Origin of the sequence: Sorangium sp. So ce406, assembly GCF_051474675.1 — a bacterium.
Taxonomy (GTDB): Bacteria; Myxococcota_A; Polyangia; order Polyangiales; family Polyangiaceae; genus Sorangium; species Sorangium cellulosum_G.
This window is the reverse complement of the sequence record NZ_CP150340.1, coordinates 5,271,790-5,297,061: the sequence shown is the minus strand read 5'-3', so window position 1 is coordinate 5,297,061 and position 25,272 is coordinate 5,271,790. Positions and strand designations below refer to the sequence as shown.

Below are 25,272 nucleotides of genomic sequence, written 5' to 3'. Positions count from 1 at the left end.
GCACAACGGTAAACTCGGCCCCACGTGAACAACGACACCTCCGGTCGCCGGGAGGGCCAGCCCGACGCGGTTGGCCCCAGCCAGACAGTCCAAGGCAGCGCAGCCGAGAGGGCCCGGAAGGCCCTCTCCGAGCTCGACGCCATCGCGTCCTCGATGGCCCGGCGCTTCAACGAGGAGCAGCGGGTCCTCTCTTTCCAGCAGTTCCTGGAGCTCTTCGCCTCCAATCCGGTCCGGTTCGGGCGTGACGCGGCCCGCTACGTCCGCGACATGTTCGATCACTTCGGCACGCGGACGATCAAGAAGCCCTGGGGAGAGCTGACCCGCTTCCAGCTCTTCGATTTACCGTGGGAGCTGCCGGTGAACGAGCCGGCGCAGCAGCGCGCGACCGCCGCGGCCCCCTACCACGGCCGCGACTTCGCGCTGATCGGCCACGAGGAGCTCCAGGCGGAGGTCTACCGGGTGCTCTGCAACTTCGTGCGCGAGGGCAGGGCCAACCGGCTCGTCCTGATGCACGGGCCGAACGGCTCGGCGAAGAGCACGCTGGCCGGCTGCATCCTGCGCGCCCTGGAGCATTACTCGACGCTCGACGAGGGCGCCGTGTACCGCTTCCACTGGGTGTTCCCGAGCCGCAAGACGATGCGCGGCTCGATCGGCTTCGGCGGCGACGTGAAGGCGAGCGCCGCGGACGGGACGAGCTACGCGCACCTCGGCGACGATCAGATCGACGCCCGGCTCGTGATCGAGCTCAGGGACCATCCGCTGTTCCTGCTCCCCGTGCGTGAGCGCCGGGCGCTCATCCTCAAGCTCTACGAGGACGCCGGCGCGACGGAGCCTCCGCCCGAGTGGCTGATGAGCGGCAAGCTCTCGCACAAGAACCAGCAGGTCTTCGAGGCCCTGCTCGTGGCGAGCGGCGGTTCGCTGGTCGAGACGCTGCGGCACGTCCAGGTCGAGCGGTACTTCATCTCGCGGCGCTACCGCGTCGGCGCCGTCACGATCGGGCCGGAGCTCTCGGTGGACGCCGGCGAGCGGCAGATCACGGCGGATCGCTCGCTCGCGTCGCTCCCGACGTCGCTCCAGGCGACGACGCTGTTCGAGGCGCACGGCGAGCTCATCGAGGCCGCCGGCGGTGTGCTCGAGTTCAGCGATCTCTTGAAGCGTCCGCTCGACGCGTTCCGTTACCTGCAGCTCACGCTGGAGACGGGCGAGGTCAGCCTGCCGCAGCAGACGTTGCAGACGAACGTCGTCATGATCGGCAGCGCCAATGACGTGCACCTCAACGCCTTCCGCGAGCACCCGGAGTTCCCGAGCTTCCGCGGGCGCTTCGAGCTCCTGCGCGCGCCGTACCTCCGGAGCTACGTCGACGAGCAGACGATCTACGACACGCAGATCGTCCCGTTCGTGACCCGCCACGTCGCCCCGCACGCGACGCGCGTCGCCGCGCAGTTCGCCGTGCTCACGCGCATGCGGCAGCCGGAGGCGAAGCGGTACCCCGACGCGCTCGCGCCGCTCGTCTCGAGCCTCACCGCCGTCGAGAAGATGGAGCTGTTCGCGACGGGCACGGCGCCGGAGCGGTTCGACGCCGAGGCGCAGAAGGTCCTGCGCGCGGGCATCGAGGCCATCTACCACGAGAGCGACGCGTCGGTGGACTTCGAGGGGCGGCTCGGCGTCTCGCCGCGCGAGGTGCGGACGCTCCTGCTCGACGCGGCGCAGAGCGCCGATCACGCCTGCCTCTCGCCGTTCGCCGTGCTGTCGGAGCTCGACGCGCTCTGCAAGCGGCAGGCGGAGTACGACTGGCTCAAGGAGAAGCAGCTCGCGGGCGGCTACCACGATCACCGGCTCTTCCGCGAGGTCGTGCGCACGCGCCTGCTCGACACGATCGAGGAGGAGATGCGGACGGCCAGCGGCCTCGTCGACGAGACGCGCTACGCCGAGCTGTTCGATCGGTACATCTCCCACGTCGGTGTCTGGGTGAAGGGGGAGAAGATCAGGAACCCGCACACAGGCGACTTCGAGAACCCGGACGAGCGCATGATGCGCGAGGTGGAGGCGCTGCTCGGGGTCCGCACGAAGCACGACGACCACCGCCGCGGTCTGATCTCGGCGATCGCGGCGTGGGCCATCGACCACCCCGGCCAGAAGATCGTGAACGCGGTCGTGTTCCCGCAGCAGATCCGCAAGCTGCGGGAGGCGGTGTTCACAGAGCGGCGCAAGGGCGTGGCGCTGCTCGTCCGCGACCTCGTCGCGCTCCTCCGCGACGCGCAGGGCGACGGCAAGCCCGAGAAGGGCTGGGGCGAGCTGCGCGAGGAGGAGCGCCGGAACGCGACGCGCGCCCTGGAGCGGCTGCGCGGCATGGGTTACTGCGACCGCTGCGCGCTCGACGCCGCGAGCGCGCTGCTCCGCGCCCGGTTCGCGGAGCTCGTCACCTGAAGCAAAGCATGATCATCGACTCGCACTGCCACGTCGATCCGCGGCACTTCCGCGAGGGGGCGGACGCCGTCCTCGATCGCGCGCGGGCCGCCGGCGTCGACGCGTTCGTGGTGGTCGGCGTCGACGCCGACCTCTCTGCGGCGCGCTTCGCCGCGGACCTCGCGGCGCGGCGCGCCGACGTCCACGCCGCGGTCGGCGTCCACCCGCACGACGCCTCCGCCGTCGACGACACGATGCTCGCCGACCTCGAGGTGCTCGCGCGCCGCCCCGAGGTCGTGGCCGTCGGCGAGATCGGCCTCGACTATCACTACATGCACTCGCCGAAGGACACACAGCAGCGTGTCTTCGCCGACCTCGTCGCCCTCGCGCGGCAGGTGAAGAAGCCGATCGTCATCCACACGCGCGAGGCGCCCGAGGACACGCTCGAGATCCTGGAGCGCGCAGGGGCGAGCGACGTGGGGGGCATCATCCACTGCTTCTCCGAGGATCGCGCGTTCGCCGAGCGCGCGCTCGCGCTCGACTTCGACCTCTCGTTTTCGGGCATCGTTACCTTCAAGACCGCGCGCGCGATCCAGGATGTCGCGGCGTGGGCCCCTGGGGACCGGATCCTGGTCGAGACCGACAGCCCCTACCTCGCGCCCGTGCCGTTCCGGGGGAAGCGCTGCGAGCCGGGGCACGTGCTGCACACGGCGCGCTTCGTCGCCGAGCTTCGCGGCGAACCGTTCGAGGCGCTCGCCGCGCGCACCGCGGAGAACACCCGCCGGCGGCTGCGGCTCCCGGAGGCCGCTGCGCCTGCTGCGTCCGACGCGCCCGACGTGACTGCCCGCTGAGACCGGTCCGCGCGGCCCGCGGCTCTGGGCTCGCGTCACGCACGTCTCGAGGCATAGTGACAGCACGATGGCGCAGAGGTCTCGCGACGACGGCCGCCGGATCGCCTCCGCGTGGGCGCTCTCCGTCGCGGCCCACGCAGGGCTCCTCGGCGCCGGCGCGCTGATCGTCGCGGGTTCGCTCTCGGCGCGAGAGGTGGCTGTCGCGCGAACGGCCCTGGCGCCGGCCGCGGTGAGCGCGCCGATCGAGATCGATCTGCCGGTGGTCTCCGATGGCACGCTCGACAGCGCGGCCGCAGCGGCGCCCGAGCGGCCCGCGAGCCTCGCCCGGGGAGGCGGGGAGGGCGCGGCGCGGCCGGACACGGGCGCGCGCGGCCGCGGCGGAACGGACGCGGCCGCGCTTCCCGCGCTGAACCTCGCCGACAGGGACGACGCGACCTTCCTGTCGCCCGAGGTCCGTTCGCGCCTCGACAGGAGCCAGATACAGCGCGTCCGCTCGTCGTCCCGGCGCGCCTCGCGCGAGGACTGGCGAGCGAGCCGAGAGCCCATGGAGCTCACGTTCCTCGCGGGCGGTCGTGCCGGCAGCCGGGCCGAGCGGCGCGCGCCGGCCGAGCGCGATCCCTCCGTCGGGGCGCGCGATCGCGGCGCGCCCGAGCGCCTGGGCAGCGCGATCGGCGCTGCTGCGAGGCCGGCGGGCGTCGAGAGCGCGGCCGGTGCGCCCGGCGCGACCGCGCCCGTGGGAGCGAGCCCGCGCGTCGCAGGCGGCGCCACGGAAGGGGGCGAGCGCGCGTCCGCGGGCCTCGGCGTGCGCGACGGGCGGCCCGGCGGCGATCACCGGGACAGCGCGGCGATCCCGCTGGCGCGGCCGATGGTCGCGGTGGGCACGCCCTCCGTCCCCGCCGACGCCGCCGGGCGCCCCAACGACACCCTGGACAGCGATCAGGAGGTGGCGACCGCGATCCAGTCGCTCGTCCACGCGAGCACGGCCGGAGGCGCGCGCGGGCTCGGCCCGGGAGGCGAGGCAGGGCCGGGGGCGACGGGCTCGGGGGGCGTCGCGGGTCCCGGGGCGCGCTCCAGCGCGCTCGGCTCGGGGCGCGGCCGGCTGCTCGACAACGACCCGCTCGACCGGCGGCGCAGCCTCTACATGCGGCAGGTCATGGCCAAGCTTCACCCGCTCTGGGCCGACGCTTTCCCCAAGTGGGCCGCAGGCGAGGGGCTTCAGGGGACGGTGATCGTGACGTTTGTGATCCGCGCGGACGGGACCGTGGGCAGCGCGTCGGTGACGCGCCCGAGCGGCATCCCCGAGTTCGATGAGAACTGCCGGCGCGCGGTGCTGCGAGGCGCGCCGTACCCACCGGTGCCCCCCGAGCTCGGCGAGATCTTCCGCTGGTCGATGCCGTTCGAGGCGAGGAACCCCGCGGTCCTGCCGAAGCGCCCCGCGCGCGGGATCGAGGATCGATGAGCCCTCCCCATGCGCGTCGTCCGCTCGTCGCGGCGCGCGAAACGCCGCTTGACAGTGTAGGAACAGAGCGGTACTAGTCCGCCCTCGCTTCTGCCGAAGTAGCTCAGCTGGCTAGAGCAGGCGTTTCATACGCGCCGGGTCGGGGGTTCGATTCCCTCCTTCGGCACCAGAAATGGTGAAATGGTGACCGTCGACCGCTGGCTCCCGCAAGGGACCAGCGATCGCGATGGGCTCATCAAGGTCGGACGTGAACGAGGGTTCCCTCGTCGTTGCCGCTGTACACGGCGTGCCAGCCCTCGGGGACCTGCGGCTCGGTCCACAGGAAGAGGCGCCGCGCGTCGATCGGCGTCATGGCGATGTCGTGGAAGCCCTGCGCTTCACCGACGCCGGCGCTCCAGTACATGCCGGTCATCGCGTGCCCCGGCGCGAAGTCGATCACCCACGGGGCGTCGGCGACGTCGAAGCTGTCGGCGACCTCGCGCGGATCGATGTTGCGCGTCACATGCTTGCTCCGCACCCGGAACGTGCCGCGCGCCGTGGACGCGCTCGATCCGGGGTCGCGGAGCTGATCGCGCCCGGACGAGATCAGGGTCGCGTAGATCGGCTTCTGCCCCTCGTAGGCGGTCAGCGTCTGGTTCGCCAGGCTGACGTCGATCCAGCGCTGCGATCCCTTGGCGAAGTCGGGGAACCGGGTGCGGCGCACGATGACGACGAGGTCCTGAGCGCGCAGCCAGAAGCCGTCGCGCGCCTCCTCGAAGCGCACGCCGCCCACTGTCCTGAACTTCCCCGTGAGCGGCACGCCCGTGCGCCGCTCGAGCTCTTCCTCGTTGGGGCTCGCCTTGCCGCGGCCGAGCGACCACGTGTTGACGTCGTGCCGATGGATGAACGCCACAGGCAGCCCGAGCTGCTCGACGTCGAGGCCGTGCCACGTCGAACCGAGCGCCGCCTGTAGCCGGTCGACCGGGATGAGCCGGCCGTCCGGCGTCGCGCCGAGCCTGCGACCGTCGGTCTCGCCCGTCGTGAAGGTGCGGGTGATCGCGACGCCGCTGCCCTTGCGCAGCGGCGCCGCCTTGAGCGCGGAGCGCAGATCGACGCGTGCGCTGTCCTTCGCGCCGAGCGCGATGCCGAGCGCCGCGAGGGGAGGCAGCGGCGCGATCGCGTCGGCGGTCGGCAAGAGGAAGTACCCGGCCTCGGTCCTCCGCCCGTCCTCGCCGATGCCGTCGCCTCCCGGCAGCAGCACCGGCGGCCCCGAGGCGACGCCGCGCGTGTCCAGCGGGACGTCGTTCGCTGACGCGCCGAGCTGCGTTTCGCTGCGCTGCACGCGCTCGAGGTGGCGATCGAGATCCGGCTCGGCGTGGCGCAGCTCCTCGCGGCTCGGCACCCCGACGTACGCCGGAGCGCCCTGGGTCCGCGCGCGCCCGTAGCGATAGGGGAGGGGTCGCGACATGTCGGGCGGCGCCGGCAAGACCGAGAGCAGCTCGGTGCGCAGCGTCGCGCCGTCGCCTGCGCAGACGAAGCCGCGGGGGCGGATCGCGTACCAGCCTCCGCTGCACCCTTCGCGTCCATACGGCTCCGAGGACCGCACGACGGCGGCGCCTGGATAGAGCTCGCCCAGCTTGCGCGCGCCTGCCTGCGGACGCGCGAGCACGGGCGTCCCGGCCCGCAACGCGACGAGCCTGGGGCCATCCGCTGGAAGCGCGGGGACCTGAAGCGCGCCGTCGTCGCTGCCTGCCCCTTTCGACAGCTCCACCGCCGCGTCTGCCGCCTTGCACCCGGAGATGATCAGCGCGGCCGCCAGGCCGGCGAGCCGCCCGGAGCACGCGATGCGTGAGCCGGTGCGGCCGTCGGCGCATCGCGGCGCGCTGGGCAGCGGCGCACGGAGCTCCGGAGCTGAGGCGGGCCGGCCGAGATCCGTCGGCGTGGAGGCGAGCGGCATCGGTCCACGCATGCCCGACTTGCGCGACACGGGCCAAGTTCGCAGGCCCCGTCCGCGTGGTGCGCGAGGCGCCGCGCGCGCGGCGCCAGCGGCCGGGCGCAAGCGCCGCCCGGCCGCTGGCGCCGCGCGCGCGTCGACTCCATGAGAGGTGCGTGCGCCTCCGCCCCGCGCTGGTGTTGCTCGTGCTCGTGCCGTATGCCGTGATTTTCTATGGTTTCCTGGCGCTGCGCCGCGCTACGGCGTCGTTCCGACCGCGGCATGCGTGGCGCACCTGGGTGAACCCGAACCTCCTCGTGGGCGGGTTCCTGCTGCCCGGCGACGTCGCCGAGCTGCGCCGCCTCGGCGTCCGCGCCGTGATCAACGTGTCCCGCGAGCTCTACGATCCTGTGCTCGCGCTGCGCGCCGCGGGCGTCGAGTACCTGCGCGTCCCGTGCTGGGACATGTGCGCGCCCACGATCGAGGAGGCCGCGCGCGGCGTGGCCTTCATCGAGCGCCACATCGGCGCGGGCCATCGCGTCCACGTCCACTGCGCGAGCGGCGTGGGCAGGAGCGTCACGCTCGCGCTGTGCTACCTCGCGACGCACGGCGACCTCGAGGTCGGCGAGGCGATCGCCCTGCTCAAGCGGCAGCGCCCGCGCGTCGCGCTGCGCGCGGTGCAGCGCGAGTTCGTGGAGCGCTACGTCGCCTGGCACCGCGTGCAGGAGGGAGTCCACGCGCGCACGGCGCCGCCCGCGATCACCTCCTGCGCAGGAGAGACCTCAGGCTGAAGAGCCCCAGCGCGGGCGCCGCGGCGGCGAAGGCGCCGCCGCACGTCGCGAGGATGAGCGCGGCGCCCCACGGCGTGGCGGCGAGCGCGTCCGGCAGCGCGGCCCGGAGCGCCACGCCGCTGCCGACCGACACCGCTGTGAGCGCGGCGACGCGGCCGATCCGGATCTGATCCAGCCCGAGCCCGCCGATCTCGCGCCGCACGCGGCGGGCGAGGGCGATCGCCTCGACCCATCCGGCGATGACGGCGCCGAGCACCACGCCGAGCACGTCGAGCCGCTGCATCAGGAGCAGCGCGAGCCCGGTGCTGACCAGCACCCGGTAGAGCGCGTAGCGAGCCGGCGTCCTCGTGTCCCCCAGCGCGAAGCAGGCGGTGATCAGCACGCGCCCCGCGGCGTTGCCGAGCAGCGCGAGCCCGTAGGCGCACACGAGCGGCTCGACCCGCGCCGTCGACGCGCGGTCGAACGTCCCGGTCTGCAGCAGCAGCGTGATGAGCTCCCGCCCGAGCAGCATGAACACGGCCGTCGTCGGCACGGTCAACACCGTGATCCGCGCGAGCGACGCCCCGAGCCGGCGCGACATCGCCTCGTTGCGCCGCGCGACGTCCGCCTCGGCTGTGTCGCGCGCCATCTCGGGCAGCGCCACCGCGGCCTCCCCGGTGCCGAGGATGCTCATCGGCAGGAGGTAGACCGTCTGCGCGTAGTTGAAGGCCGCGTTCGCGCCGGTGCCGAGGAAGCTCACGAGCAGCGTGTCGACGAGGCCGGAGACCTGGATGATCCCGCGTCCGAGCAGCGCCGCGGGCAGCTTCCCGCCGGCCTCGCGGACGCTCGGGTCGCGCGCGTCGAGGCGCGGCGTCAGCCCCCCGAGGAGCGAGCGCGCCGACGGGAGCAGCAGCGCGAGCTGCAGCGCGGCGCCGGCGAACGCGCTCCACGCGAGCGCCTCGGCGAGCGGCTCCCCGCGCATCCCGAGCCACGCCCCGCACACGAGCAGCCCCGCGATCTGGGCGGCGCTCCACGCGACCGGCGCGGCGTAGGGGAGGAAGAACCGCCGGTGCGCGTTCAGCACGCCGAGCCCCCACGCCGACAGCACGAGCAGGCCGGTCATCGGGAAGACGATCCGGACGATCCGGGTCGTGCTGGCGAGCTTCTCCTCGCTGAACCCCGCCGCGACCAGGAACGACAGCCACGGCGCCGCCAGCACGCCGAGGGCCGACGCCGCCACGGCGGCGACGAGCAGCAGCCCGAGCGCGGACAGCGCGAAATGCGCGGCGCGGCGCGCGTCGCCGGCCGCCCTGAGGCGGGCGTAGACGGGGATGAAGGTCGCGGAGAGCGTCCCCTCGCCGAGGAGGTTCTGGGTGATGTTCCCCGCGCGGAACGCCGCGGCGAGCACGTCGGCGAGCTCGGAGGTCCCGAAGAAGTGCGCCGTCACCCGCTGGCGGAGGAGCCCGACCAGCCGCGAGAGGATGATCCCGGCGGTGACCATCGCCGACGACCGCGCCGCGCTGGGCGCCGCCTCCTGCCGGGCGGCGGGCGGGCTCGCGCCGGCCGCCCCGGAGGCGCCCGAGGCTGCGGTCGCCGGTGTGGTGCCTGCCTTCACGGCGGCGGGCGGAGCGAGATCGGGCGGCACGGCGGCGCTTCTATCAGACCTCCCGCCCCCGGGCGACCTCGGCGCCCGCGGCGCGGCGGCGGGCCGATCAGTCCCTGATCCTCGCCGCGCCGAGCCGCTCCGCGTTCGCCAGCGCCCGACGCGCGATGTCCGGCCCCTCGCGCCGGCGATCCAGGTGCCGCGGGATGATCCCGCGCTCGGCCGCCTCCCACAGCTCCGGCTGGGAGATCCCCGTCTCGGCCCGCGCCCGGAGCTGCGACAGGGAGATCTCGACCTCGGGCAGGAGGATCGGCGGCTGCGGGTCACGGAGGAGCGCCGGGTCGATGCAGCACGAGAGATCGTTCGCCCCGGCGGAGCGCGCGTTCAGCGAGGGGATGCCGAAGCGCGCCTCGAGCGTGCGGATGACGGACGCGTGGTCGAGCATCGTGCTCACCGCGCAGCCCCTCCGGACGAACGGCCCCGCGACGATCGACGGGACCCGGAACCCGAGCTGAGAGAACAGCGGATCGTCGTCCATCGTCGTGGGCGGCGCGACATGATCGAAGAAGCCCCCGTGCTCGTCGTAGGTGACCACGAACAGGCACTGGCCCCACTGCGGGCTCCTCGCGAGCGCGTTGTAGATGCTGGCCATGAGCACCTGCCCGAGCTGAACGTCGTGATCGGGGTGATCGTCGTTCGCGGCGGCGCCGAAGAACTGGGGGTCGATGATGGAGAACGCTGGGAGGAGCCCCGCGGCCGCGTCCTCGAAGAAGCGCTCGATCCCGGAGACGCCCTTGAACCTGAAGTACGCGCCCGAGCACCAAGGCACGTCATGGTAGTAGTTCCTGCTCGAGAGCCCTGCGTCGCTCAGCAGCTCGAACACGCTCGTGAACCCCGTGACCGGCACGTTCCTCGAGACGCCCCGCGACGTGGCGCCGTGCAGGAAGAACCGGTTTGGCCAGGTCGGTCCCAGCACCGAGCAGAACCAGCGATCGCAGACCGCCGACGCGTCCGCGAGCGCGTAGAGGATCGGCAGATGCTCCCGCACGTGATACCCCATCACGTCGCGCTGGTGAGGCCCTGCGTGAGCGGCGACGAACCCGTCGTTGCCCCCTTGATTCCACTGCGCGTGGGCCGCGTCCCAGCTGTGCGGCGGATCGGCGGGCGTGAAGGTGTCGAGCTCGAAGGGCGAGACCAGCGCTCCGTCGAGCGCGAGGTTCGACTCCCTCCCTGTGAGGCCGTCAATCTGCCGGCCTTCCTTGAGCAGCAGCGAGCCGAGGTAGTGATCGAAGGAGCGGTTCTCCATGCACAGGACGACGATCGTGCTGATGGGGGCCAGCAGCTCTGCCGGGCTCAGGCCCAGCGTCTCCGCGCACCGATCCGCGGGAGCGCCGCCCGCGCCGCCGTCGCCCGCCTGTCCCGGGCCGCCTGCTCCTCCGGCGCCGCCCGAGCCCCCTGAACCGCCCGCTCCTCCAGCGCCGCCGTTCCCTCCCGAGTGGCCCGCGCTGGACGCGGCGTTCTCGCGCATCGTCGCGTTTTCCGTGGCGCTGCACCCGAACGTGGCGGCGCCGAGCGCCGCGCCGAGCCCCGTCAGCACGTGGCGGCGAGTCAGAGGATCACGGGGCGACACGTTCCGTTTTTTCATCACACACAGGATCCTCAGGAACGCGGGGCCGCGGAAGGACTTTTGGTGCCATTTCGGCTCAACGGTACCTGGCGATACCTTGGCGACACATGAGCACGCCCGGCACGTGCCTGTGCGTTGCCGGGAAAACCTTTCTTTTCGCGGGGTCGAGCGGGTGGTATGAGTAGAAATCGCGGGGGTCTACATCTGAACTCTGTCACCTTCCGATGAGCTCAAACACGCTCCCACCTACGCCCGCCGGGATGAACGCCGTCGCGAACGGCCGGCCGCCGCGGCCGCTGCGGCTGTGCATCGTGGACATGAACAATGGCCACGTGAACCAGGCAATGCGCTGCCTGCGCGGGCTCGCCGCGGCGTTCTTCGAACGTGTCCAGACGCACAATCCGGGTGTGGTCTGCGAGGTCGTCGAGGTATCGCCCCGCGACACCAACGCTCCCATCCCCGCGGACTGCGATCTCTACCTGTCCTCGGGGGGCCCCGGCTCGCCGTTCGACGGGGAGGGCGAGCCCTGGATGCTCGACTTCGGGCGCCTGGTGGACGGCGTGGTCGAGTCGTCGATCCGCGGGGGCGCGGACCGGCGAGCGCTCTTCGCGATCTGCTACTCGTTCGAGCTCGTCGTCCATCTCTACCGGCTGGCCGACGTCGTGCCGCGCGCCGATCGCAAGTTCGGCGTCATGCCCATCTACACGACCCCCTGTGGCCAGCAACACCCGCTGCTGTCTCCGTTCGGCGATCGACTCTTCGCCTTCGAGCACCGCAACTGGGAGGCGGTGAACCTCGACGAGCGCCGGCTGGGTTCCCTCGGAGGCCAGCTCCTCGCTCGCGAGAGCCGGGACGGCGTCTCCAAGGGCCGGGCGATCCTCGGCCTGCACGTGGCGCCGGGCGTCGAGGCGGTCCAGTTCCATCCGGAGGCGGATCGCGCAGGCGTCATGAGCTGGGTAGCGCGTCCCGAGCAGGCGGCCGCCTTCAAGGCAGCCTACGGTGAGGTCACCTACCAGGCGATGCTGCGCACGCTGGACGATCCCAGGCGGCTCGCGCGCACCTACGCGCTCGTGATCCCGGGCTGGCTCGGGCGCTGCTTCAACGAGATCGCCGGCCCCCGCGGCTATGCGGCGCTCCCGCCCCTCGAGGACGCCCCGTGCTCGCGCTTCGACGCGCACTGCCGCGCCGAGGCGTCGGCCGCGGCCTCCGGTCGAGCCCCCGGCTCCGGTCAGCAGGTCTCACGCGGCGCCTGAGCAGAGCGCCGCGCGGCGCGCAGCAGGGAGAGCTCCACGCTGGCACCACACTTCTGAAACCGAAGAGAAAGAGCCGCGACCCACGCGATCAACACGGGCGACGCGCTCGACGCGGACGAAGCGGGCGCGCGACGGCCGGCTGCTCGCGCCTTGCACGATGGCCCACCTACGGCATATGGTCATGAGATAAAGGATGAGCGCGAGCAGGGCTCGCGACCCAGCATCCGGCGCCGGGGACCCCTCGGGCGCATGAGAGAGAACGTATGAATCACTCGCGTCCGGCCGCTCCGAGGAGTCTTCCGTCGCCGGACGTCCGCGGGCCGGGCGCGCCTGATGAGGGGCATGCGGAGGTGGACTCGCCGCAGGAAGCTCCGGCCCCGCCTCCATTTGCGTCGACCGACGACCCCGCCGCGCAGGAGGTCCAGCTCGAGTCGCAGCTCTCCGAGACGGACCCGGTCGCCATGTCGCAGGTCCGCGACGCGCTGAAGCAGCTCAGCCGCGATCGCGGGACGCAGCCGCACGTGCTGCTCATCATCTACCACCGGCGCGGCGCCGAGACAGTGCGGCTCAACGAGGGCGTGGGGGTCGTCATCGGCCGCGATCCAACCGCCGACGTCGCGATCCCCGAGCGCAGCCTGTCGCGGCGCCACGCGCGCTTCACGTTCCAGCGCGGCGATGTGCTCATCGAGGATCTCGGCTCCACGAACGGCACTTTCCTGAGCGGGCAGCGCGTCGAGCAAGGCGTCTTGAAGCCCGGCGACGAGGTGGTGCTCGGGGAGATCACGGCGTCGCTGCGCGTGATCGCGAGCGCCGAGCTGCCGGTGCTCGACATCGACGCGCTGGACGCGCGGCGCGTCGGCTCGGAGCGGAGGAAGCTGCCGAACGTCGACGACCTCATGGGCGGGCCGACGCCGGCGGGCGGGCTGCGCGGGGTCAACGACGAGGGGCTCGTGATGCGAAGCCCGGCGATGCGGCCGGTGCTCGAGACCGCCATGCGCCTGGCGCGCTCGGCGGCGCCCGTGCTGGTCCAGGGCGAGACCGGGACGGGCAAGGACGTGCTCGCGCGGCTGATCCACGAGGCAGGCCCGCGCCACAAGAAGCAGATGATCCGCATCGGGTGCAGCGGCGTTCCCGCGCAGCTCCTGGAGAGCACGCTCTTCGGCCATGAGCCCGACGCCCTCCCCGGCGCCAACCGGGCCCAGGAGGGCGTCTTCGAGACGTGCTCGGGCGGCACCGTGGTGCTCGACGAGGTGGGCGACCTCCCGCCCTCCTTGCAGGCCGCGCTGCTGCGCTTCCTCGACACCGGTCGCGTGGTCCGCGTCGGGTCGGCCAGGGAGATCGAGGTAGACGTGCGGATCGTCGCGACCACGTACCGCGACCTCGAGGCGATGTGCGAGGCGGGCGCGTTCCGCTCCGACCTGCTCTACCGGCTCAACGCGGTGCCGCTGCGCATCCCGCCGCTCTGCGAGCGGCGCGAGGACATCGCGCCGCTGGCGCAGCGCTTCCTCCGGCAGGCGAACGAGGTCCACCGCCGGAACGTGCGGTCGCTCGACCCGGAGACGCTCGGTCTGCTGGAGCAGTACCCCTGGCCCGGCAACGTGCGCGAGCTGCGCAGCGCCATCGAGCGCGCCGTCGTCATCGCCAGGGGGAACGTCATCACGCCGCTCGACCTGCCGGAGAGCATCCAGGCCGCCCCGGCGCGCAAGCGCTCCACGCCGCCGCCTGACCGCCCGCTCGTGGAGATGGCGACGCCCGGCTCCGGGCCGATGATCGGGCTGAAAGCGCAGATGGACCGCCTGGAGGCCGAGATCATCCTCGACGCCCTGCGCGCCACCAACGGCAACCTGGCGATGGCGGCGCGGCGGCTCAGGATGCCGCTGCGCACGCTGCAGGAGAAGATCGCCACCCACGGCCTGAAGCGCTCGGACTACCGGGACGGCCCGCCGTCACGCTCGAAGTAAGGCCCAGGAACGGGGCGGCGGGCGCGCGCCGCGGTGGCCGGGCGTCTCGGCCCTCGTCAGCCTTCGTCCTGCAGCACCGCCAGGGCGGCGTTGCGCCCGCACGCGCCGTGGACCCCGGCGCCGGGGTGCGCATACGACGAGCCCAGGTACAGGCCACGGACGGGCGTTCGGTAGCGGAAGTAGGGGAACACCGGCCGGAAGAAGAGCTGATGTCGGATGTCGGCGGAGCCCCCGCCGAGATCGCCGCCGATCAGGTTCGCGTCCATCGCCTCCAGATCGTCCGGCGCCCAGATCGCCCGGGCGAGGATCCGCTGCCGGAAGCCGGGGGCGAGCTCCTCGATCCGCGCCTCGATGCGATCGGCGAAGCGCTCGCGCGAGGCCGCCCAGCCGCCGTCGATGGAGGAGGGGACGCGCGAGTAGGCATAGAGCGTGTGCCGTCCAGCCGGCGCGCGCGTCGGATCGGCGAGCGACTGCTGCCCGATCACGAGGTAGGGGTGCTCGGGGAGCACGCCGGCGCGCACCTGCCGCGTGAACTCGGCGAGATCGTCGAGGCTGTCGCCCGCGTGCACGACGGCCGAGCGCGCGGCGTCCTCGTGCGACCACGGCGCCGGGCCGTCGAGCGCCCAGTCCATCTTGAACGTGCCGAACCCCTGGCGGAACCGGCGCATGGCGCGCTGGACCCGGGCGGGGACGAGCTCCGCGTCGAGCAGGCGCAGGTAGAGCGTCGGCGCGGCGACGTCGGCGACGATCGCGTGGCGGGCGGTGATCTCCTCGCCGTCCGCGAGCCGGACCGCGGCCGCCCGTCCTTCCCTGGCGATGATCTTCTCGACCCGGGCGCCGCAGCGGAGGGTGCCTCCGCGCTCCTCGACGCGCCGGAGCAGGGCGCGCGTGAACGCGCCGGCGCCGCCCTCGGGCACGGCGAAGCCGCCGCTCGAGGCGAGCAGCGTGAGCATGAAGCCGACGATCGCCCCGCAGGGATCTTCCGGGCCCACGTCGGTGTGGAGCGCGAGGCCGGGGATCACGCGCCGGGCCGCCTCGGTCCGGAAGGTGCGCGTCGAGAAGCCGCGGCCGCTCGAGAGCGCCACCTGCGCGAGGCGGAGCAGGTTGAGCGGCCCGAAGCGGAGCATCGAGCCGAGGGCGGGCGGCGTGGACAGGAGCGCGTTCAGCAATCGCTCCCGCGTGGCCGCGTGCCAGCCGGCGATCCGGCGCCACGTGGTGCCGTCCTCGCCGAGCGATCGCACGGTCGCCTCGACGTCGCGCGCGATCGAGGCGCAGGTCCCGTCGGGCGCCGGGTGGGCGCTGTCGACCGGCGCGTGCCGCCAGACGAGGCCGGCCCCCGGGAGATCGAGCGGCAGCAGCGCGGGGCTCGTCTGGCCAAACGGGAAGAACGCCGCGCCGAGATCGTGGTGGAACCCCGGGAGCGTCACCTCGCGCGTGCGCACCGCGCCGCCCGGCTCCTGCTCGGCCTCGAGCACGAGCACCGAGAAGCCGGCGCGGGCGAGGTACGCCGCCGTCGTGAGGCCGTTCGGCCCCGCCCCCACCACGATCGCGTCAGGATCTCGGCTCTGCATCGTCGTCTGCGGTTCCTCAGCCCACGAGCTGCGCGCTCGGCATGTTGCGGTTCGAGGCGATCGCCTGGCCGCTCCTCCCCACGACCAGCACGCCGATCGCGATCACGTCGGGGAACATCGCGACGCCGCGCTGCGCGGCGCGGGCGGGCGCGACGCCGTCGGCGAGCCAGTCGTAGACCGTCCGCGCGAGCAGCCGCCGCGCGATCTCCTCGCCGATCCCGGTCGCCGCCACGGCCCCGTGCGGGCCGGCGTAGATCCCTGCGCCCATCAGCGGCACGTCCCCCACGCGGCCGCGGAGCGCGTAGGTGGACCCGCCCGTCGACGCCGCAGCGGCGAAGCGGCCGTGCGCGTCGCGGACGACGGCCCCGACCGTGTCACACTCGATCGGCTCGGCGTCGAAGTTCCAGAACCGCTTCGCGGTGAGCGCGTGGAACCGCGCCGCGTCGTCCGTGTGCTCGCCGTCCCCGCCGTCTCCGCGCAGCGTCGCGAGGGCGCGGGCGTGCCGCTCGCGCGCCTCCTCCGTGACCGGATCGTGGTCGGCGAACCCGAGCCGGCGCGCGAACGCGGTCGCCCCGGCGCCGGCGAGGAGCAGGTGCGGCGTCTCCAGCACCTTCGCGGCGACGAGGACGGGGTTCTTCACCCGCTCGACGCACGCGACGGCGCCGAACCGTCCATCGCTGGCCATCACGGCCGCATCCATCTCGATCGTCCGCCCGTCGAGGCGGAGGTTCGAGCCCGTCCCTGCGTTGAAGCGCGGATCGTCCTCCAGGCGCGCGGTCGCCGCGATCGCCGCGGCGAGCGCCTCTCCGCCCGCGTCGAGCGCGCCGAGCGCGTCGTCTGCGGCCCTGGCGCAGCTCTCCGGCCCGGTCTGGGGCGCGGTCACCCCGCCGTGCGTGAGGATGACGTACTTCACTCGTGTCCCTGCGCGTACCATGGCCGCGCGCCGCCGCGAAGCCGGCCGGGCGCGCCGCCTCGGCGCCGGGGACGCGGGAAGCGCGATGGCCGCGACGGATGCGGAGGGCGCGGCCCGATGCAGCGGGGAGGCGCCGGATGCCGGGCTGGGCCGCTGCGCTCGACACCCTGCCACGCTCCTGATACGTCGCGCGCTCAGCCCTGGAGCGGGGCCGGCGCCAGCCGCCCGACCGCTCCACGACGAGCGCGGCCGCATCGAAGGCCGCCCCTGCGAAGCCGCCCAGCGAGGAGAGCAGAGACCGTGGCCAAGAACGAAGCGCCCAAGACCGCCATCACGCCCACGCGCAACGAGGACTACCCGGAGTGGTACCAGCAGGTCGTGCGCGCGGCCGACCTCGCGGAGAGCTCGCCGGTCCGCGGCTGCATGGTCATCAAGCCGTGGGGTTACGCGATCTGGGAGAACATCCAGCGCGAGCTCGACAGCATGTTCAAGGCGACCGGGCACAAGAACGCGTACTTCCCGCTGTTCATCCCGAAGTCGTTCCTCGAGAAGGAGGCCGAGCACGTCGAGGGGTTCGCGAAGGAGTGCGCCGTGGTCACCCACCACCGGCTCGTGCCCGGTCCCGGCGGCGGGCTCATCCCCGATCCCCAGGCCCGGCTGGAGGAGCCGCTCATCGTGCGCCCCACGTCAGAGACGATCATCGGCGCGGCGTTCGCGAGCTGGGTCCAGAGCTACCGGGACCTGCCCTTGCTGATCAACCAGTGGGCGAACGTCGTGCGCTGGGAGCTGCGCACGCGCCTGTTCCTGCGGACGGCGGAGTTCCTCTGGCAGGAGGGGCACACCGCGCACGCGAGCGAGGCCGAGGCGCGCGAGGAGACGCTGCGCATGCTCGGCGTCTACGCGACGTTCGCGCGCGACTTCCTGGCGATGCCCGTCCTCGAGGGGCCGAAGACCGCGAGCGAGCGCTTCCCCGGCGCGGTCGACACCTACGCGATCGAGGCGATGATGCAGGACCGGAAGGCCCTGCAGGCCGGAACGAGCCACTTCCTCGGGCAGAACTTCGCGCGGGCGAGCGGCATCAAGTTCCAGACCAAGGAGGAGACCGAGGAGTACGCCTGGACGACGTCCTGGGGCGTGTCGACGCGCCTCGTCGGCGGGCTCATCATGACCCACAGCGACGACGACGGCCTGGTGCTCCCGCCGCGCCTCGCGCCCGCGCACGTCGTCATCCTGCCCGTGTACCGGGGCGATGACACGCGGGCCAAGGTGGACGAGTACATCGAGGGGCTCGCGAAGGAGCTCCGCGCGCAACGCTTCGGCGAGCGGCGCGTCGAGGTCGAGATCGATCGGCGCGACATCCGCGGCGGCGACAAGCAGTGGGAGTGGGTGAAGAAGGGCGTCCCCCTCCGGATCGAGATCGGCCCGCGCGACGTCGACGGCGGCGTGGCCATGGTGGCGCGCAGGGACCGCTCGCCGAAGGACAAGTCGAGCATGGCGCGCGCGGAGATCACCGGGCGCATCACCGAGATCCTCGGCGACATCCAGGCGGCGCTCTACGGCCGCGCGCTCGCGATGCGCGACGCGAACACGCACGTGATCAACAGCCGCGCTGATTTCGACGCGTTCTTCGCGTCGAAGGGGGACAAGGAGTCCCAAGGGGGGTTCGCGCTGGCGCACTGGTCCGGCGATCCCGAGATCGAGGCGGCGGTGAAGGACGCGCACAAGGTGACCATCCGCTGCATCCCGACCGGCGGGTTCGAAGGGGCGCCGTGGGCCGACGCGTTGACCGGCGAGGGGCAGTGCATCTTCACCGGCAAGCCGAGCCCGCGGCGGGTGGTGTTCGCGAAGTCCTACTGAGCCGCGACGAGCGCGGCTCAGCGGCCGAACGCAGGCAGCACGTGCTCGGCGAGGATCGCGGGGAGCAGCCGCAGCTGCGCGCAGTGTCCGCCGGGGCCATCCCCGGCGTAGCCGCGCACGTAGAGGCTGCCGCCGTCGTACATCCGGGTGAGCCGCAGCGCGTCGCCTGCCTCGCCGGGGCCGGGGGTGCCCGAGGGGGGGCCATCTCCGCTGGCGGTGACCGCGATCGGGCTCGCCCCGAGCTCGCTCAGCAGGAACGTGGCGACCTCCCTCGTCGACGCGTACCCGCTGGTAGGGATCTCGCTGTGCGTCAGGTAAAAGAGCGGCGCCCCGCGCGCGGCGGCGCCGGCCAGGGCGACGTACGGGGCGAGCTGCCCCTGCACGAGCGACGTCTGCCCGGGCATGTACGAGCCGTAGAGCGAGTCGAGCAGGATCAACGCGTCGATCGGGTCGCTCCCGCGCTCGATGATCCTGCCGATCGCGCCGGAGCCAGCGCTCCAGGACGACACCGCCAGGCGGCGCGCGCGCGCGCCTGCGACCTCGGCGGCGCTCGCGACCTCGCGGTCGATCGCCTGGAGGAGCGCATCCCAGCCGCCGCCCTCGAGGGCGCGCGCGTACTCGCTCGATCGGGTCCCCAGGTCGACGCCCGCGATGACCAGCCCGAGGTCCCTGGGGGCGAGCTGCTTGCGCACGGGCTCCGCGCCGTGGAAGTGCACGAGGAGGTCGTAGCCGCCGTCCGCCCGGATCGCGCGCGCTGGCGGGACGAGGAGCCTGCCCAGCGGGAGGGGACGCCAGCGCTCGTAGGCGCCGAAGCCGTGGTCGGCGAAGTCGCATCCTGCCTGCGCTTCCTGCTCGTCGAGCGCCACGCGCTCGGGCTCGCCGCCCCTCGGCAGAGGCGACGGCTCCACGGGCGCGCTCGCCGCTGGCGGGGCAGGCGACGCGCCGGGCGCGTTGCTCCGGCGTAGCAACAGCACACCGCCGACGACGCCGACGCTCGCCGCCAGAAGGAGCGCGTCGCGGAGCTGCCGCGCGCTGCGGCCGCTCAAAATCCGGGGTTGGTCACGGTCGGGACCCACTTCGTCGAGGGAGGTTTGCGCGGGGTTGCCCTGCGCGCGCCCGCCGCGCTCGATCCGGCGGCGGTCGCGCTCGGCGCGGCGGCGCTCGCGGCCGCAGGCGCGCGCCCGGCCGCTTGCGGCGGCGCGTTCGTCCCGGGCTCCTCGGGAGCGGCGACGTCGCTCGTCTCGGGAGACGGCGCGGCGCCCGCGCCGACGCTGCTCGCCATGGCCGGGGCGGTGCCGGCCGAGCTCGCCGGGGCGCCGGTCGTCGCGGCAGCTGCCACCGCGGCCGCGCTGCCGGCGAGCATGATGATCTGCTCGGACGAGACCTCCTGCGGCGACGGTCGCCAGATCCACATCACCCCCGCGCCGACCACCGCGACGAGCGCGAGCGCCACCGCGGCGACGAGCGTCCCTGAGCGTCGTCGCGACGCCGGTACCTCGATCGGACCGAGCGGCGTCTCCTGGCCCGGCGAGCTCTGCGGCAGCGAGGGCAGCACTTGCCGGCCGAGCGAGGGAGCGCTCGCGCGGAGCGTGGGGGCGTCGGCGTTCGGGTGGCCCGGGGGGGGCTGCGTGAAGAAGAACTCGCTGATGCTGTCGCGAACGAGCATCACCTCGGGCGGGCGGGAAGCGCGCTCGTCCAGCGCGCGGACCGTGTCGCGGAGCGCGGCGCGCCGGCGCTGGTTGCGCTCCCCGAGCAGCCCGCGCACGAAGGCCCCGACGTCGTGGTCCGTCACCGGCGGCTCCTTCGCCAGCACGGACTCCAGCGCGCTCTCCAGCTCGAGCATCGTTTGGTAACGGCGGTCCGGATCCTTCTGCAGGCACGTCATCAGCACGTGCTCCAGCTCGGCCGGGAAGTCCGGGTTCTTCAGGCGAGGCGCCAGCGCTGGCCGGGAGATGATCTGCTTCAGCGTGAGGAGGTCGTTCTCCGCAGTGAAGGGGTGCTCCCCCGTCGTCAGCTTGTAGAGCACGATCCCCATGGCGAAGATGTCGGTGCGCCGGTCGACCCGCTCGCCCCGCGCCTGCTCCGGGGACATGTACGGCACCTTGCCCTTGATCTGTCCCGCCGTCGTGTCGTTGTGCGCCCGGTTCGTCGCCTTCGCGACGCCGAAGTCCACGAGCTTCACGTGGCCGTCGTACGTCACGAGGATGTTCTGGGGCGACACGTCGCGGTGCACGAGCCCGAGCAGCAGGTCGTCGTTCTGCGGGTCCCGGAGCTCGTGCGCGGCGTGCAGGCCGAGGCACGCGCGGCTGAGGATGCGGAGCGCGACGCGCAGCGGGATGGCGACGCCGCTCTTGTTCGCTGCCCGCGCGATGACCGACAGCGCCTCGCCGTCGACCCACTCCATCACGATGTAGAGGACGTCGTTCTGCTCCCCGAGGTCGAGGATCTCGGCGACGTTCGGGTGGTGGATCCCCGAGGCGAGCCGCGCTTCCTCGAGGAACATCGTCTCGAACTGGGGGTCGTCCGAGAGCGACGGCAGCATCGTCTTGATGGCGACTGTCTTCTGGAAGCCGCGAAGACCCTTGCGGCGCGCGGCCCACACCGTGGCCATTCCCCCCTGGGCGATGGGCAGGAGGAGCTCGTAGTGCCCGAGCTCCTTTCCCGGCAACAGCTCAGGTTGGGGGATCATGGCTTCGTGCGGCGCCCTCCTGACCGAACCGCGGGATCTCGGACAGCTCGAGCAAGTCTAGCATCCGGATCCCGCGGTAACGCTATGTGATAAAGCTCACGAAGGCGCCGCCCAGGAGGCGCTCCGTCGGCGTCGAGCGATCAGGCGCCGGGCGGGACCGGCTGTCCCCAGAGCTGCTGGTAGATCTCGCTGAGCTTCTGGTGGGTCTCGGGCGAGAAGCCGTTGACCCCATAAGGCCAGCGGAAGCCGTCTCCCATGGCCTGGTTGCACGAGAAGGAGACGAGCAGATCGACCGGCGTGGGGTTGTTCGGCCGCACCATGGAGATGCCGAGGCCAGGGTAGAAGCAGTTGCCGCGATCCGCCGTGAAGCTGTCCTCGTCGCCGAAGACGTCCAGGATCTGGTCCTTGAGCTCCTCGTCCATGTCGCTGGTCGTGAGCTGGCGCTGCTGGAGGATGACGAAGTTCTTGAAGCGGGGCTGCGCCGGCAGCACCGGCGCCGCGGCCGTCTGCCCCGGGATCAGGTTGGGCGGGATGAGGCCGGGGAGCGCCTGCTGCAGCCCCTGGAGAGCGGCCTGCCCCATCTGCTGGAGCTCGGGCGGGATCCCGGGGATGAGGGTGGGGGCACCGGTCGTCGCCACGGGCGTCGGGGCCAGCTCCTGCCCCTGGAGGCGGAGCACCGTGATCTGCGCCTTGTCCATCTCGTCGAACGGCGCCGTGCGGGCGGCGCAACCGACGACGAGGGGTGCCAGCAAGGCGATGCCTGCGAGTGTACGGGTGGTGAGGTTCATGTTCACTTTGACGTTCATCTAGCACGGCTATGCGCTGGAAGGTGAACAGCGACCGCACGCGGCAAGCCCTCGCGCGCGGCCGCCCACCCCCGGCGGGCTTCACATCGTGCTCGCGCCGAACTCGTAGAGCGCCCGGATCTCGCTCAGGCGCGCCGTGATGTCGGCCCGGCTCACCGTGGCGATCCGCTGCGTTCCCACCGCCTCGACGCAGAAGGAGGCGGTCGCGGTCGCATGGAGCATGCCGCGCCGGAGCGCGAGGGGCGTGATCTCCGGCTGGCACGCGAGGTAACCGATGAGCCCGCCGGCGAAGGCGTCGCCGGCGCCCGTGGGATCGATGACGTCCTCGAGCGGGAAGCCCGGCGCCGCGAACACGCCGTCCTCGTCGAAGAGCAGCGCGCCGTGCTCGCCTCGCTTGATGATCAGCCGGCGCGGGCCGCGGGACAGGATCTCCTTCGCGGCGCGGCGGATGTTGTACTTGCCCGAGAGCAAGCGCGCTTCCTCGTCGTTCACCACGAGCGTGTCGATGCGGCGCAGCATCGCCGCGACCGCCTTCGGCTCACCGTCGATCCAGAAGTTCATGGTGTCGGCGAGGACGAAGCGCGGCGAGCGGACCTGCTCGAGGACGTCGAGCTGGAGCGCGGGGTGGATGTTGCCGAGCAGGACGAAGGGCGAGTCGCGGTACGCCTCCGGCAGCTTCGGCGCGAACGACGCGAACACGTTGAGCTGCGTGTCCAGCGTCGTGCGGTGGATGAGATCCACGTCGTAGCGCCCGGCCCAGCGGAAGGTCTTGCCCGGGACGCGCTCGACGCCCTCGACGGCGATGCCTCGGCCGCGCATCGCCGCGAGCGTCTCCTCGGGGAAGTCGTCGCCGACCACGGCGACCGTGCGCACCGGCGCAAAGCAGGAGGCGGCGAACGACGCGTAGGTGGCCGAGCCACCCACGACGTTCCTGGCGTTGCCGGAGGGGAGCTCGAGGTCATCGAACGCCATCGAGCCGATGATGAGAATCGCGGAGGGGGTCGTCACAGGGGGCCTCTTAACCAGGTTTGCGCGCAGCCGCTAGCCGCTCGTTGCGGAGACGCCGCCCGCGCCGCAGCGACGCCGCCCGCGCTGCGGCCCGCGACGACCGAGGCCGCCCGCCGCGCCGCCTGGGGGGCGGGCGCGGCCCCGGCGCAGCCGCCGGCCGCGCTCAGTCGGCCTTCTGTCGAGGCCCGATGAGCCACTCGAGCCGCGCCTGGGCGTCGGGAGACGTCGCGCCGGCCGAGGTCATGATGGATTTCTGCAGCGCGTGGCGGGCGGGGCTCTGCGACACGTCGGGGAGGTCGTGGGCGAGGGCCTTCGCGACGTTCCGCGCGTGCACGATGTTGCGGTTGAGCACGGTGATGACCGCCTCGACGCTCACGGCCTCCTCCGATACGTGCCAGCAGTCGAAGTCGGTCGTGAGCGCGAGCGTGGCGTAGGGGAGCTCGGCCTCGCGCGCGAGCTTCGCCTCGGGCAGGTTGGTCATTCCGATGACGTGCGCGCCGAACGACCGGAACATGTGGCTCTCGGCCCGCGTCGAGAACTGCGGGCCCTCGATGCACACGTAGGTGCCGCCGCGGTGGACGCGCGCCTCGGTGGCGCGCGCCGCATCGTGGACGGCGGCCGCCATGATCGGGCACACCGGATCGGCGAACGGCACGTGAGCGACCAGGCCATCGTCGAAGAACGTCGAGGTCCGGCGCTTCGTGAAATCGATGAACTGGTCCACCACGACGAGGTCGCCCGGCTCGATCTCCTCGCGCAGCGAGCCCACGGCGCTCACGCTGAGCACGTGCGTGGCGCCGAGCATCTTCAGCGCGCAGATGTTCGCGCGGTAGTTGATGTTCGACGGCGAGAATCGGTGCCCGCGCCCGTGGCGCGGCAGGAACAGCACGGTCGCGTCGCCGCCCTTGACCTGGCCGCGGAGCACCACGTCGCTCGGCAGCCCGAAGGGCGTGGACACCGAGACCTCCTCGACGTCCTCCAGCCACCCCATCTCATAGAGCCCGCTGCCGCCGATGACGGCGAGCACGTCGTGCCTCGCGCTGGTGCTCATCGCTCGAACCTCCGCTCCGCGAGCAGCCGTTCGCAGAGCATTGCGCGCCGCTGCCGGCGGCACCGCTCGGCGAAGACGAGCGACCGGAGCTGCTCGTAGGCGCGGTTGATCTCGTCGTTCACGATCACGTAGTCGAAGAAGCCGTAGTGCTCTATCTCCCCCTTCGCATTGCGGAGGCGCCTGAGCGTCGTGGGCTCGTCCTCGGTGCCGCGCCCGCGCAGGCGACGCTCGAGCTCGGCGAGCGACGGGGGCAGGATGAACACGGCGATCGCCTCGGGGAGGCTCGCCTTGATCTGCCGCGCGCCCTGGTGGTCGATGTCGAACAGGACGCCGCGCGCGGTGGCGCGCGCGATCTCGATCTCCTTCAGGCTCGTGCCGTAGAGGTGATCGTGCACCCGGGCCCACTCGGCGAACGCCCCGATGCGGATCATCTGCTCGAACGTGCTCGGGTCGACGAAGTGGTACTCGCGGCCGTCGACCTCGTTCGGGCGCGGGCGCCGCGTCGTGTGGGAGACCGAGAAGCGCAGGTCGGGGAACTCGCTGCGCAGCCTCCCGCAGAGCGTCGTCTTCCCCGCGCCGGACGGGGACGACACGATGAGGAGGAGGAAGTCGTCACTGGGTGCTTCGGTCGACATGCTCTCCTGTCACTCGATGTTCTGGACCTGCTCCCGCAGGCGCTCGAGCTCCACCTTCATCGCCACGACGTGATGGGAGATGGCGGCGTCCTGCGCCTTGGAGCCCAGTGTGTTCGCCTCGCGTACCATCTCCTGAAGCAGGAAGTCGAGCCTCCTTCCGCAGGGGTCGCCGCCCGGCGCCGCGAGCGCGCCGCCGAACTGGTCGAGGTGGCTCCGCAGGCGGGTGATCTCCTCGGTGATGTCGCTGCGCTCCGCGAGCAGCATCACCTCGGCCTCGATGCGCGGCGCCTCGAAGCCGGCGTCGACGCCGTGGAGCAGGCGCTCGACGCGCTCGCGCAGCCGCCGCCGGAGCGCCTCGCGCGCGTCGTCCGCGCGCGCCACGACCTCGGCGGCGAGCGCGCGCAGCGTGTCCACGCGCCCGCGCATGTCGCACGCGAGCGCCTCGCCCTCGCGGTGGCACATGCCCTCCATCGCGTCGATCGCCCGCTCGATCGCGAGCTTGAGCGCGCCGCGGACGGTCGCGATCTCGTGGCCCCCGGCGGGCGCGAAGAGGTCCGGCACGGCGCAGAGCAGCGACAGCGGCACGTCCGCGCCCGGCGCGAGCTCGTCGCGCAGCTCGGCGAGCGCGCGGAACGCCGCGCGCGCCTTCGATTTGTCGAGCGTGCTCGGGGCCAGCACCGCGCCCTCGGTGCGCACGATGATCTCGATGCGCCCCCGACGCAGGCGCTCCCGCGCCACCTGCTCGGCGAACATCGTCAGGTCGACGAGCTCGCGCGGGAGCCGCGCGCGCACGTCGAGGAAGCGCTGGTTCACCGAGCGGATCTCGGCGACGACGCGTCCTTCGGTGAGCGAAGCGTCACCGAGCCCAAAGCCGGTCATGCTCCGCACGAGCCGCTCCGT

The 25,272-nt window shown here is 72.7% G+C and carries 19 protein-coding genes and 1 tRNA gene; 8 read left to right on the top strand and 12 right to left on the bottom strand.

Translation table 11 applies throughout. The annotated features are described in order from the left end of the window. Positions 1–24: 24 nt before the first annotated feature. The 4 genes from WME96_RS19430 (at position 25) to WME96_RS19415 (ending at position 4,885) form a co-directional block, all read left to right on the top strand. Entirely contained in the window at positions 25–2,427 is a 2,403-nt protein-coding gene (locus WME96_RS19430; RefSeq protein WP_437291597.1) for a PrkA family serine protein kinase, read from the top strand. A gap of 8 nt (positions 2,428–2,435) precedes the next feature. Next, on the top strand, positions 2,436–3,257 hold the full coding sequence (locus WME96_RS19425) for a TatD family hydrolase (protein WP_437291596.1): 822 nt from the start codon (positions 2,436–2,438) through the stop codon (positions 3,255–3,257). Between the two features lie 67 nt (positions 3,258–3,324). Further along, positions 3,325–4,716 carry an energy transducer TonB gene (locus WME96_RS19420; RefSeq protein WP_437291595.1) on the top strand — a complete coding sequence of 464 codons (1,392 nt, stop codon included), beginning with the start codon at positions 3,325–3,327 and terminating at the stop codon, positions 4,714–4,716. Between the two features lie 92 nt (positions 4,717–4,808). Further along, a tRNA-Met gene (locus WME96_RS19415) sits at positions 4,809–4,885 on the top strand. Between the two features lie 66 nt (positions 4,886–4,951). Here WME96_RS19415 and WME96_RS19410 read toward each other — a convergent pair. Beyond that, on the bottom strand, positions 4,952–6,652 hold the full coding sequence (locus tag WME96_RS19410) for a L,D-transpeptidase family protein (RefSeq protein ID WP_437291594.1): 1,701 nt from the start codon (positions 6,650–6,652) through the stop codon (positions 4,952–4,954). Positions 6,653–6,804: 152 nt separating this feature from the next. Between WME96_RS19410 and WME96_RS19405 the strand changes: the two genes are divergently transcribed. After that, positions 6,805–7,419 (top strand): protein-tyrosine phosphatase family protein, encoded by a 615-nt coding sequence (locus WME96_RS19405; RefSeq protein ID WP_437291593.1) that lies wholly within the window; start codon positions 6,805–6,807, stop codon positions 7,417–7,419. Here WME96_RS19405 and murJ read toward each other — a convergent pair. Both murJ and WME96_RS19395 read right to left on the bottom strand, forming a co-directional pair. Then, on the bottom strand, positions 7,388–9,043 hold the full coding sequence (gene murJ / locus WME96_RS19400) for a murein biosynthesis integral membrane protein MurJ (RefSeq protein WP_437291592.1): 1,656 nt from the start codon (positions 9,041–9,043) through the stop codon (positions 7,388–7,390). The two genes, WME96_RS19405 and murJ, sit on opposite strands and share 32 nt — an antisense overlap. A 67-nt stretch (positions 9,044–9,110) precedes the next feature. After that, complete coding sequence (locus WME96_RS19395; protein ID WP_437291591.1) at positions 9,111–10,646, bottom strand: alkaline phosphatase family protein; 1,536 nt, start codon at positions 10,644–10,646, stop codon at positions 9,111–9,113. 242 nt (positions 10,647–10,888) lie between these two features. Between WME96_RS19395 and WME96_RS19390 the strand changes: the two genes are divergently transcribed. Next, entirely contained in the window at positions 10,889–11,881 is a 993-nt protein-coding gene (locus WME96_RS19390) for a hypothetical protein (protein WP_437291590.1), read from the top strand. 350 nt (positions 11,882–12,231) lie between these two features. Next, positions 12,232–13,842 (top strand): sigma 54-interacting transcriptional regulator, encoded by a 1,611-nt coding sequence (locus WME96_RS19385; protein ID WP_437291589.1) that lies wholly within the window; start codon positions 12,232–12,234, stop codon positions 13,840–13,842. A 56-nt stretch (positions 13,843–13,898) separates the two neighbouring features. Here WME96_RS19385 and WME96_RS19380 read toward each other — a convergent pair whose 3' ends face one another. Beyond that, complete coding sequence (locus WME96_RS19380) at positions 13,899–15,413, bottom strand: phytoene desaturase family protein (protein ID WP_437291588.1); 1,515 nt, start codon at positions 15,411–15,413, stop codon at positions 13,899–13,901. Positions 15,414–15,429: 16 nt separating this feature from the next. Beyond that, complete coding sequence (locus tag WME96_RS19375) at positions 15,430–16,326, bottom strand: isoaspartyl peptidase/L-asparaginase (RefSeq protein ID WP_437291587.1); 897 nt, start codon at positions 16,324–16,326, stop codon at positions 15,430–15,432. 300 nt (positions 16,327–16,626) lie between these two features. Here WME96_RS19375 and proS point away from each other — a divergent pair, with 300 nt between their 5' ends. Next, positions 16,627–18,183: a proline--tRNA ligase gene (gene proS, locus WME96_RS19370; RefSeq protein ID WP_437291586.1), complete on the top strand. Its 1,557-nt coding sequence runs from the start codon at positions 16,627–16,629 to the stop codon at positions 18,181–18,183. Between the two features lie 17 nt (positions 18,184–18,200). Here the strand turns inward: proS and WME96_RS19365 are convergent, their stop codons facing one another. The 7 genes from WME96_RS19365 to WME96_RS19335 all read right to left on the bottom strand — a co-directional run bounded on the left by WME96_RS19365 (position 18,201) and on the right by WME96_RS19335 (position 25,251). Then, positions 18,201–19,229 (bottom strand): hypothetical protein, encoded by a 1,029-nt coding sequence (locus tag WME96_RS19365; RefSeq protein ID WP_437291585.1) that lies wholly within the window; start codon positions 19,227–19,229, stop codon positions 18,201–18,203. Then, complete coding sequence (locus WME96_RS19360) at positions 19,226–20,872, bottom strand: serine/threonine protein kinase (RefSeq protein ID WP_437291584.1); 1,647 nt, start codon at positions 20,870–20,872, stop codon at positions 19,226–19,228. The genes WME96_RS19365 and WME96_RS19360 overlap by 4 nt, the downstream gene beginning before the upstream one ends. A gap of 140 nt (positions 20,873–21,012) precedes the next feature. Then, a complete protein-coding gene (locus WME96_RS19355) occupies positions 21,013–21,678 on the bottom strand; it encodes a hypothetical protein (RefSeq protein WP_437291583.1) in 666 nt (221 codons plus the stop codon). An 81-nt stretch (positions 21,679–21,759) separates the two neighbouring features. Beyond that, positions 21,760–22,686: a PfkB family carbohydrate kinase gene (locus WME96_RS19350; RefSeq protein ID WP_437291582.1), complete on the bottom strand. Its 927-nt coding sequence runs from the start codon at positions 22,684–22,686 to the stop codon at positions 21,760–21,762. A gap of 163 nt (positions 22,687–22,849) precedes the next feature. Continuing rightward, positions 22,850–23,737, bottom strand: a complete 888-nt coding sequence (gene mtnP, locus WME96_RS19345; protein WP_437291581.1) for an S-methyl-5'-thioadenosine phosphorylase — start codon at positions 23,735–23,737, stop codon at positions 22,850–22,852. Beyond that, positions 23,734–24,372, bottom strand: a complete 639-nt coding sequence (gene gmk, locus WME96_RS19340; protein ID WP_061619274.1) for a guanylate kinase — start codon at positions 24,370–24,372, stop codon at positions 23,734–23,736. Before gmk ends, mtnP begins: the two co-directional genes overlap by 4 nt. A 9-nt stretch (positions 24,373–24,381) precedes the next feature. Further along, positions 24,382–25,251 (bottom strand): YicC/YloC family endoribonuclease, encoded by an 870-nt coding sequence (locus tag WME96_RS19335; protein ID WP_437292332.1) that lies wholly within the window; start codon positions 25,249–25,251, stop codon positions 24,382–24,384. Positions 25,252–25,272: the final 21 nt, after the last annotated feature.

What these genes read in the sequence shown, in the direction of transcription:
- WME96_RS19425 (WP_437291596.1), top strand. Translation starts at nt 2,436, where the DNA reads ATGATCATCGACTCGCACTGCCACGTCGATCCGCGGCACTTCCGCGAG.
- WME96_RS19420 (WP_437291595.1), top strand. Translation starts at nt 3,325, where the DNA reads ATGGCGCAGAGGTCTCGCGACGACGGCCGCCGGATCGCCTCCGCGTGG.
- WME96_RS19410 (WP_437291594.1), bottom strand. Translation starts at nt 6,652, where the DNA reads ATGCCGCTCGCCTCCACGCCGACGGATCTCGGCCGGCCCGCCTCAGCT.
- WME96_RS19395 (WP_437291591.1), bottom strand. Translation starts at nt 10,646, where the DNA reads ATGAAAAAACGGAACGTGTCGCCCCGTGATCCTCTGACTCGCCGCCAC.
- WME96_RS19390 (WP_437291590.1), top strand. Translation starts at nt 10,889, where the DNA reads ATGAACGCCGTCGCGAACGGCCGGCCGCCGCGGCCGCTGCGGCTGTGC.
- WME96_RS19380 (WP_437291588.1), bottom strand. Translation starts at nt 15,413, where the DNA reads ATGCAGAGCCGAGATCCTGACGCGATCGTGGTGGGGGCGGGGCCGAAC.
- WME96_RS19360 (WP_437291584.1), bottom strand. Translation starts at nt 20,872, where the DNA reads ATGATCCCCCAACCTGAGCTGTTGCCGGGAAAGGAGCTCGGGCACTAC.
- WME96_RS19355 (WP_437291583.1), bottom strand. Translation starts at nt 21,678, where the DNA reads ATGAACGTCAAAGTGAACATGAACCTCACCACCCGTACACTCGCAGGC.
- mtnP (WP_437291581.1), bottom strand. Translation starts at nt 23,737, where the DNA reads ATGAGCACCAGCGCGAGGCACGACGTGCTCGCCGTCATCGGCGGCAGC.
- gmk (WP_061619274.1), bottom strand. Translation starts at nt 24,372, where the DNA reads ATGTCGACCGAAGCACCCAGTGACGACTTCCTCCTCCTCATCGTGTCG.
- WME96_RS19335 (WP_437292332.1), bottom strand. Translation starts at nt 25,251, where the DNA reads ATGACCGGCTTTGGGCTCGGTGACGCTTCGCTCACCGAAGGACGCGTC.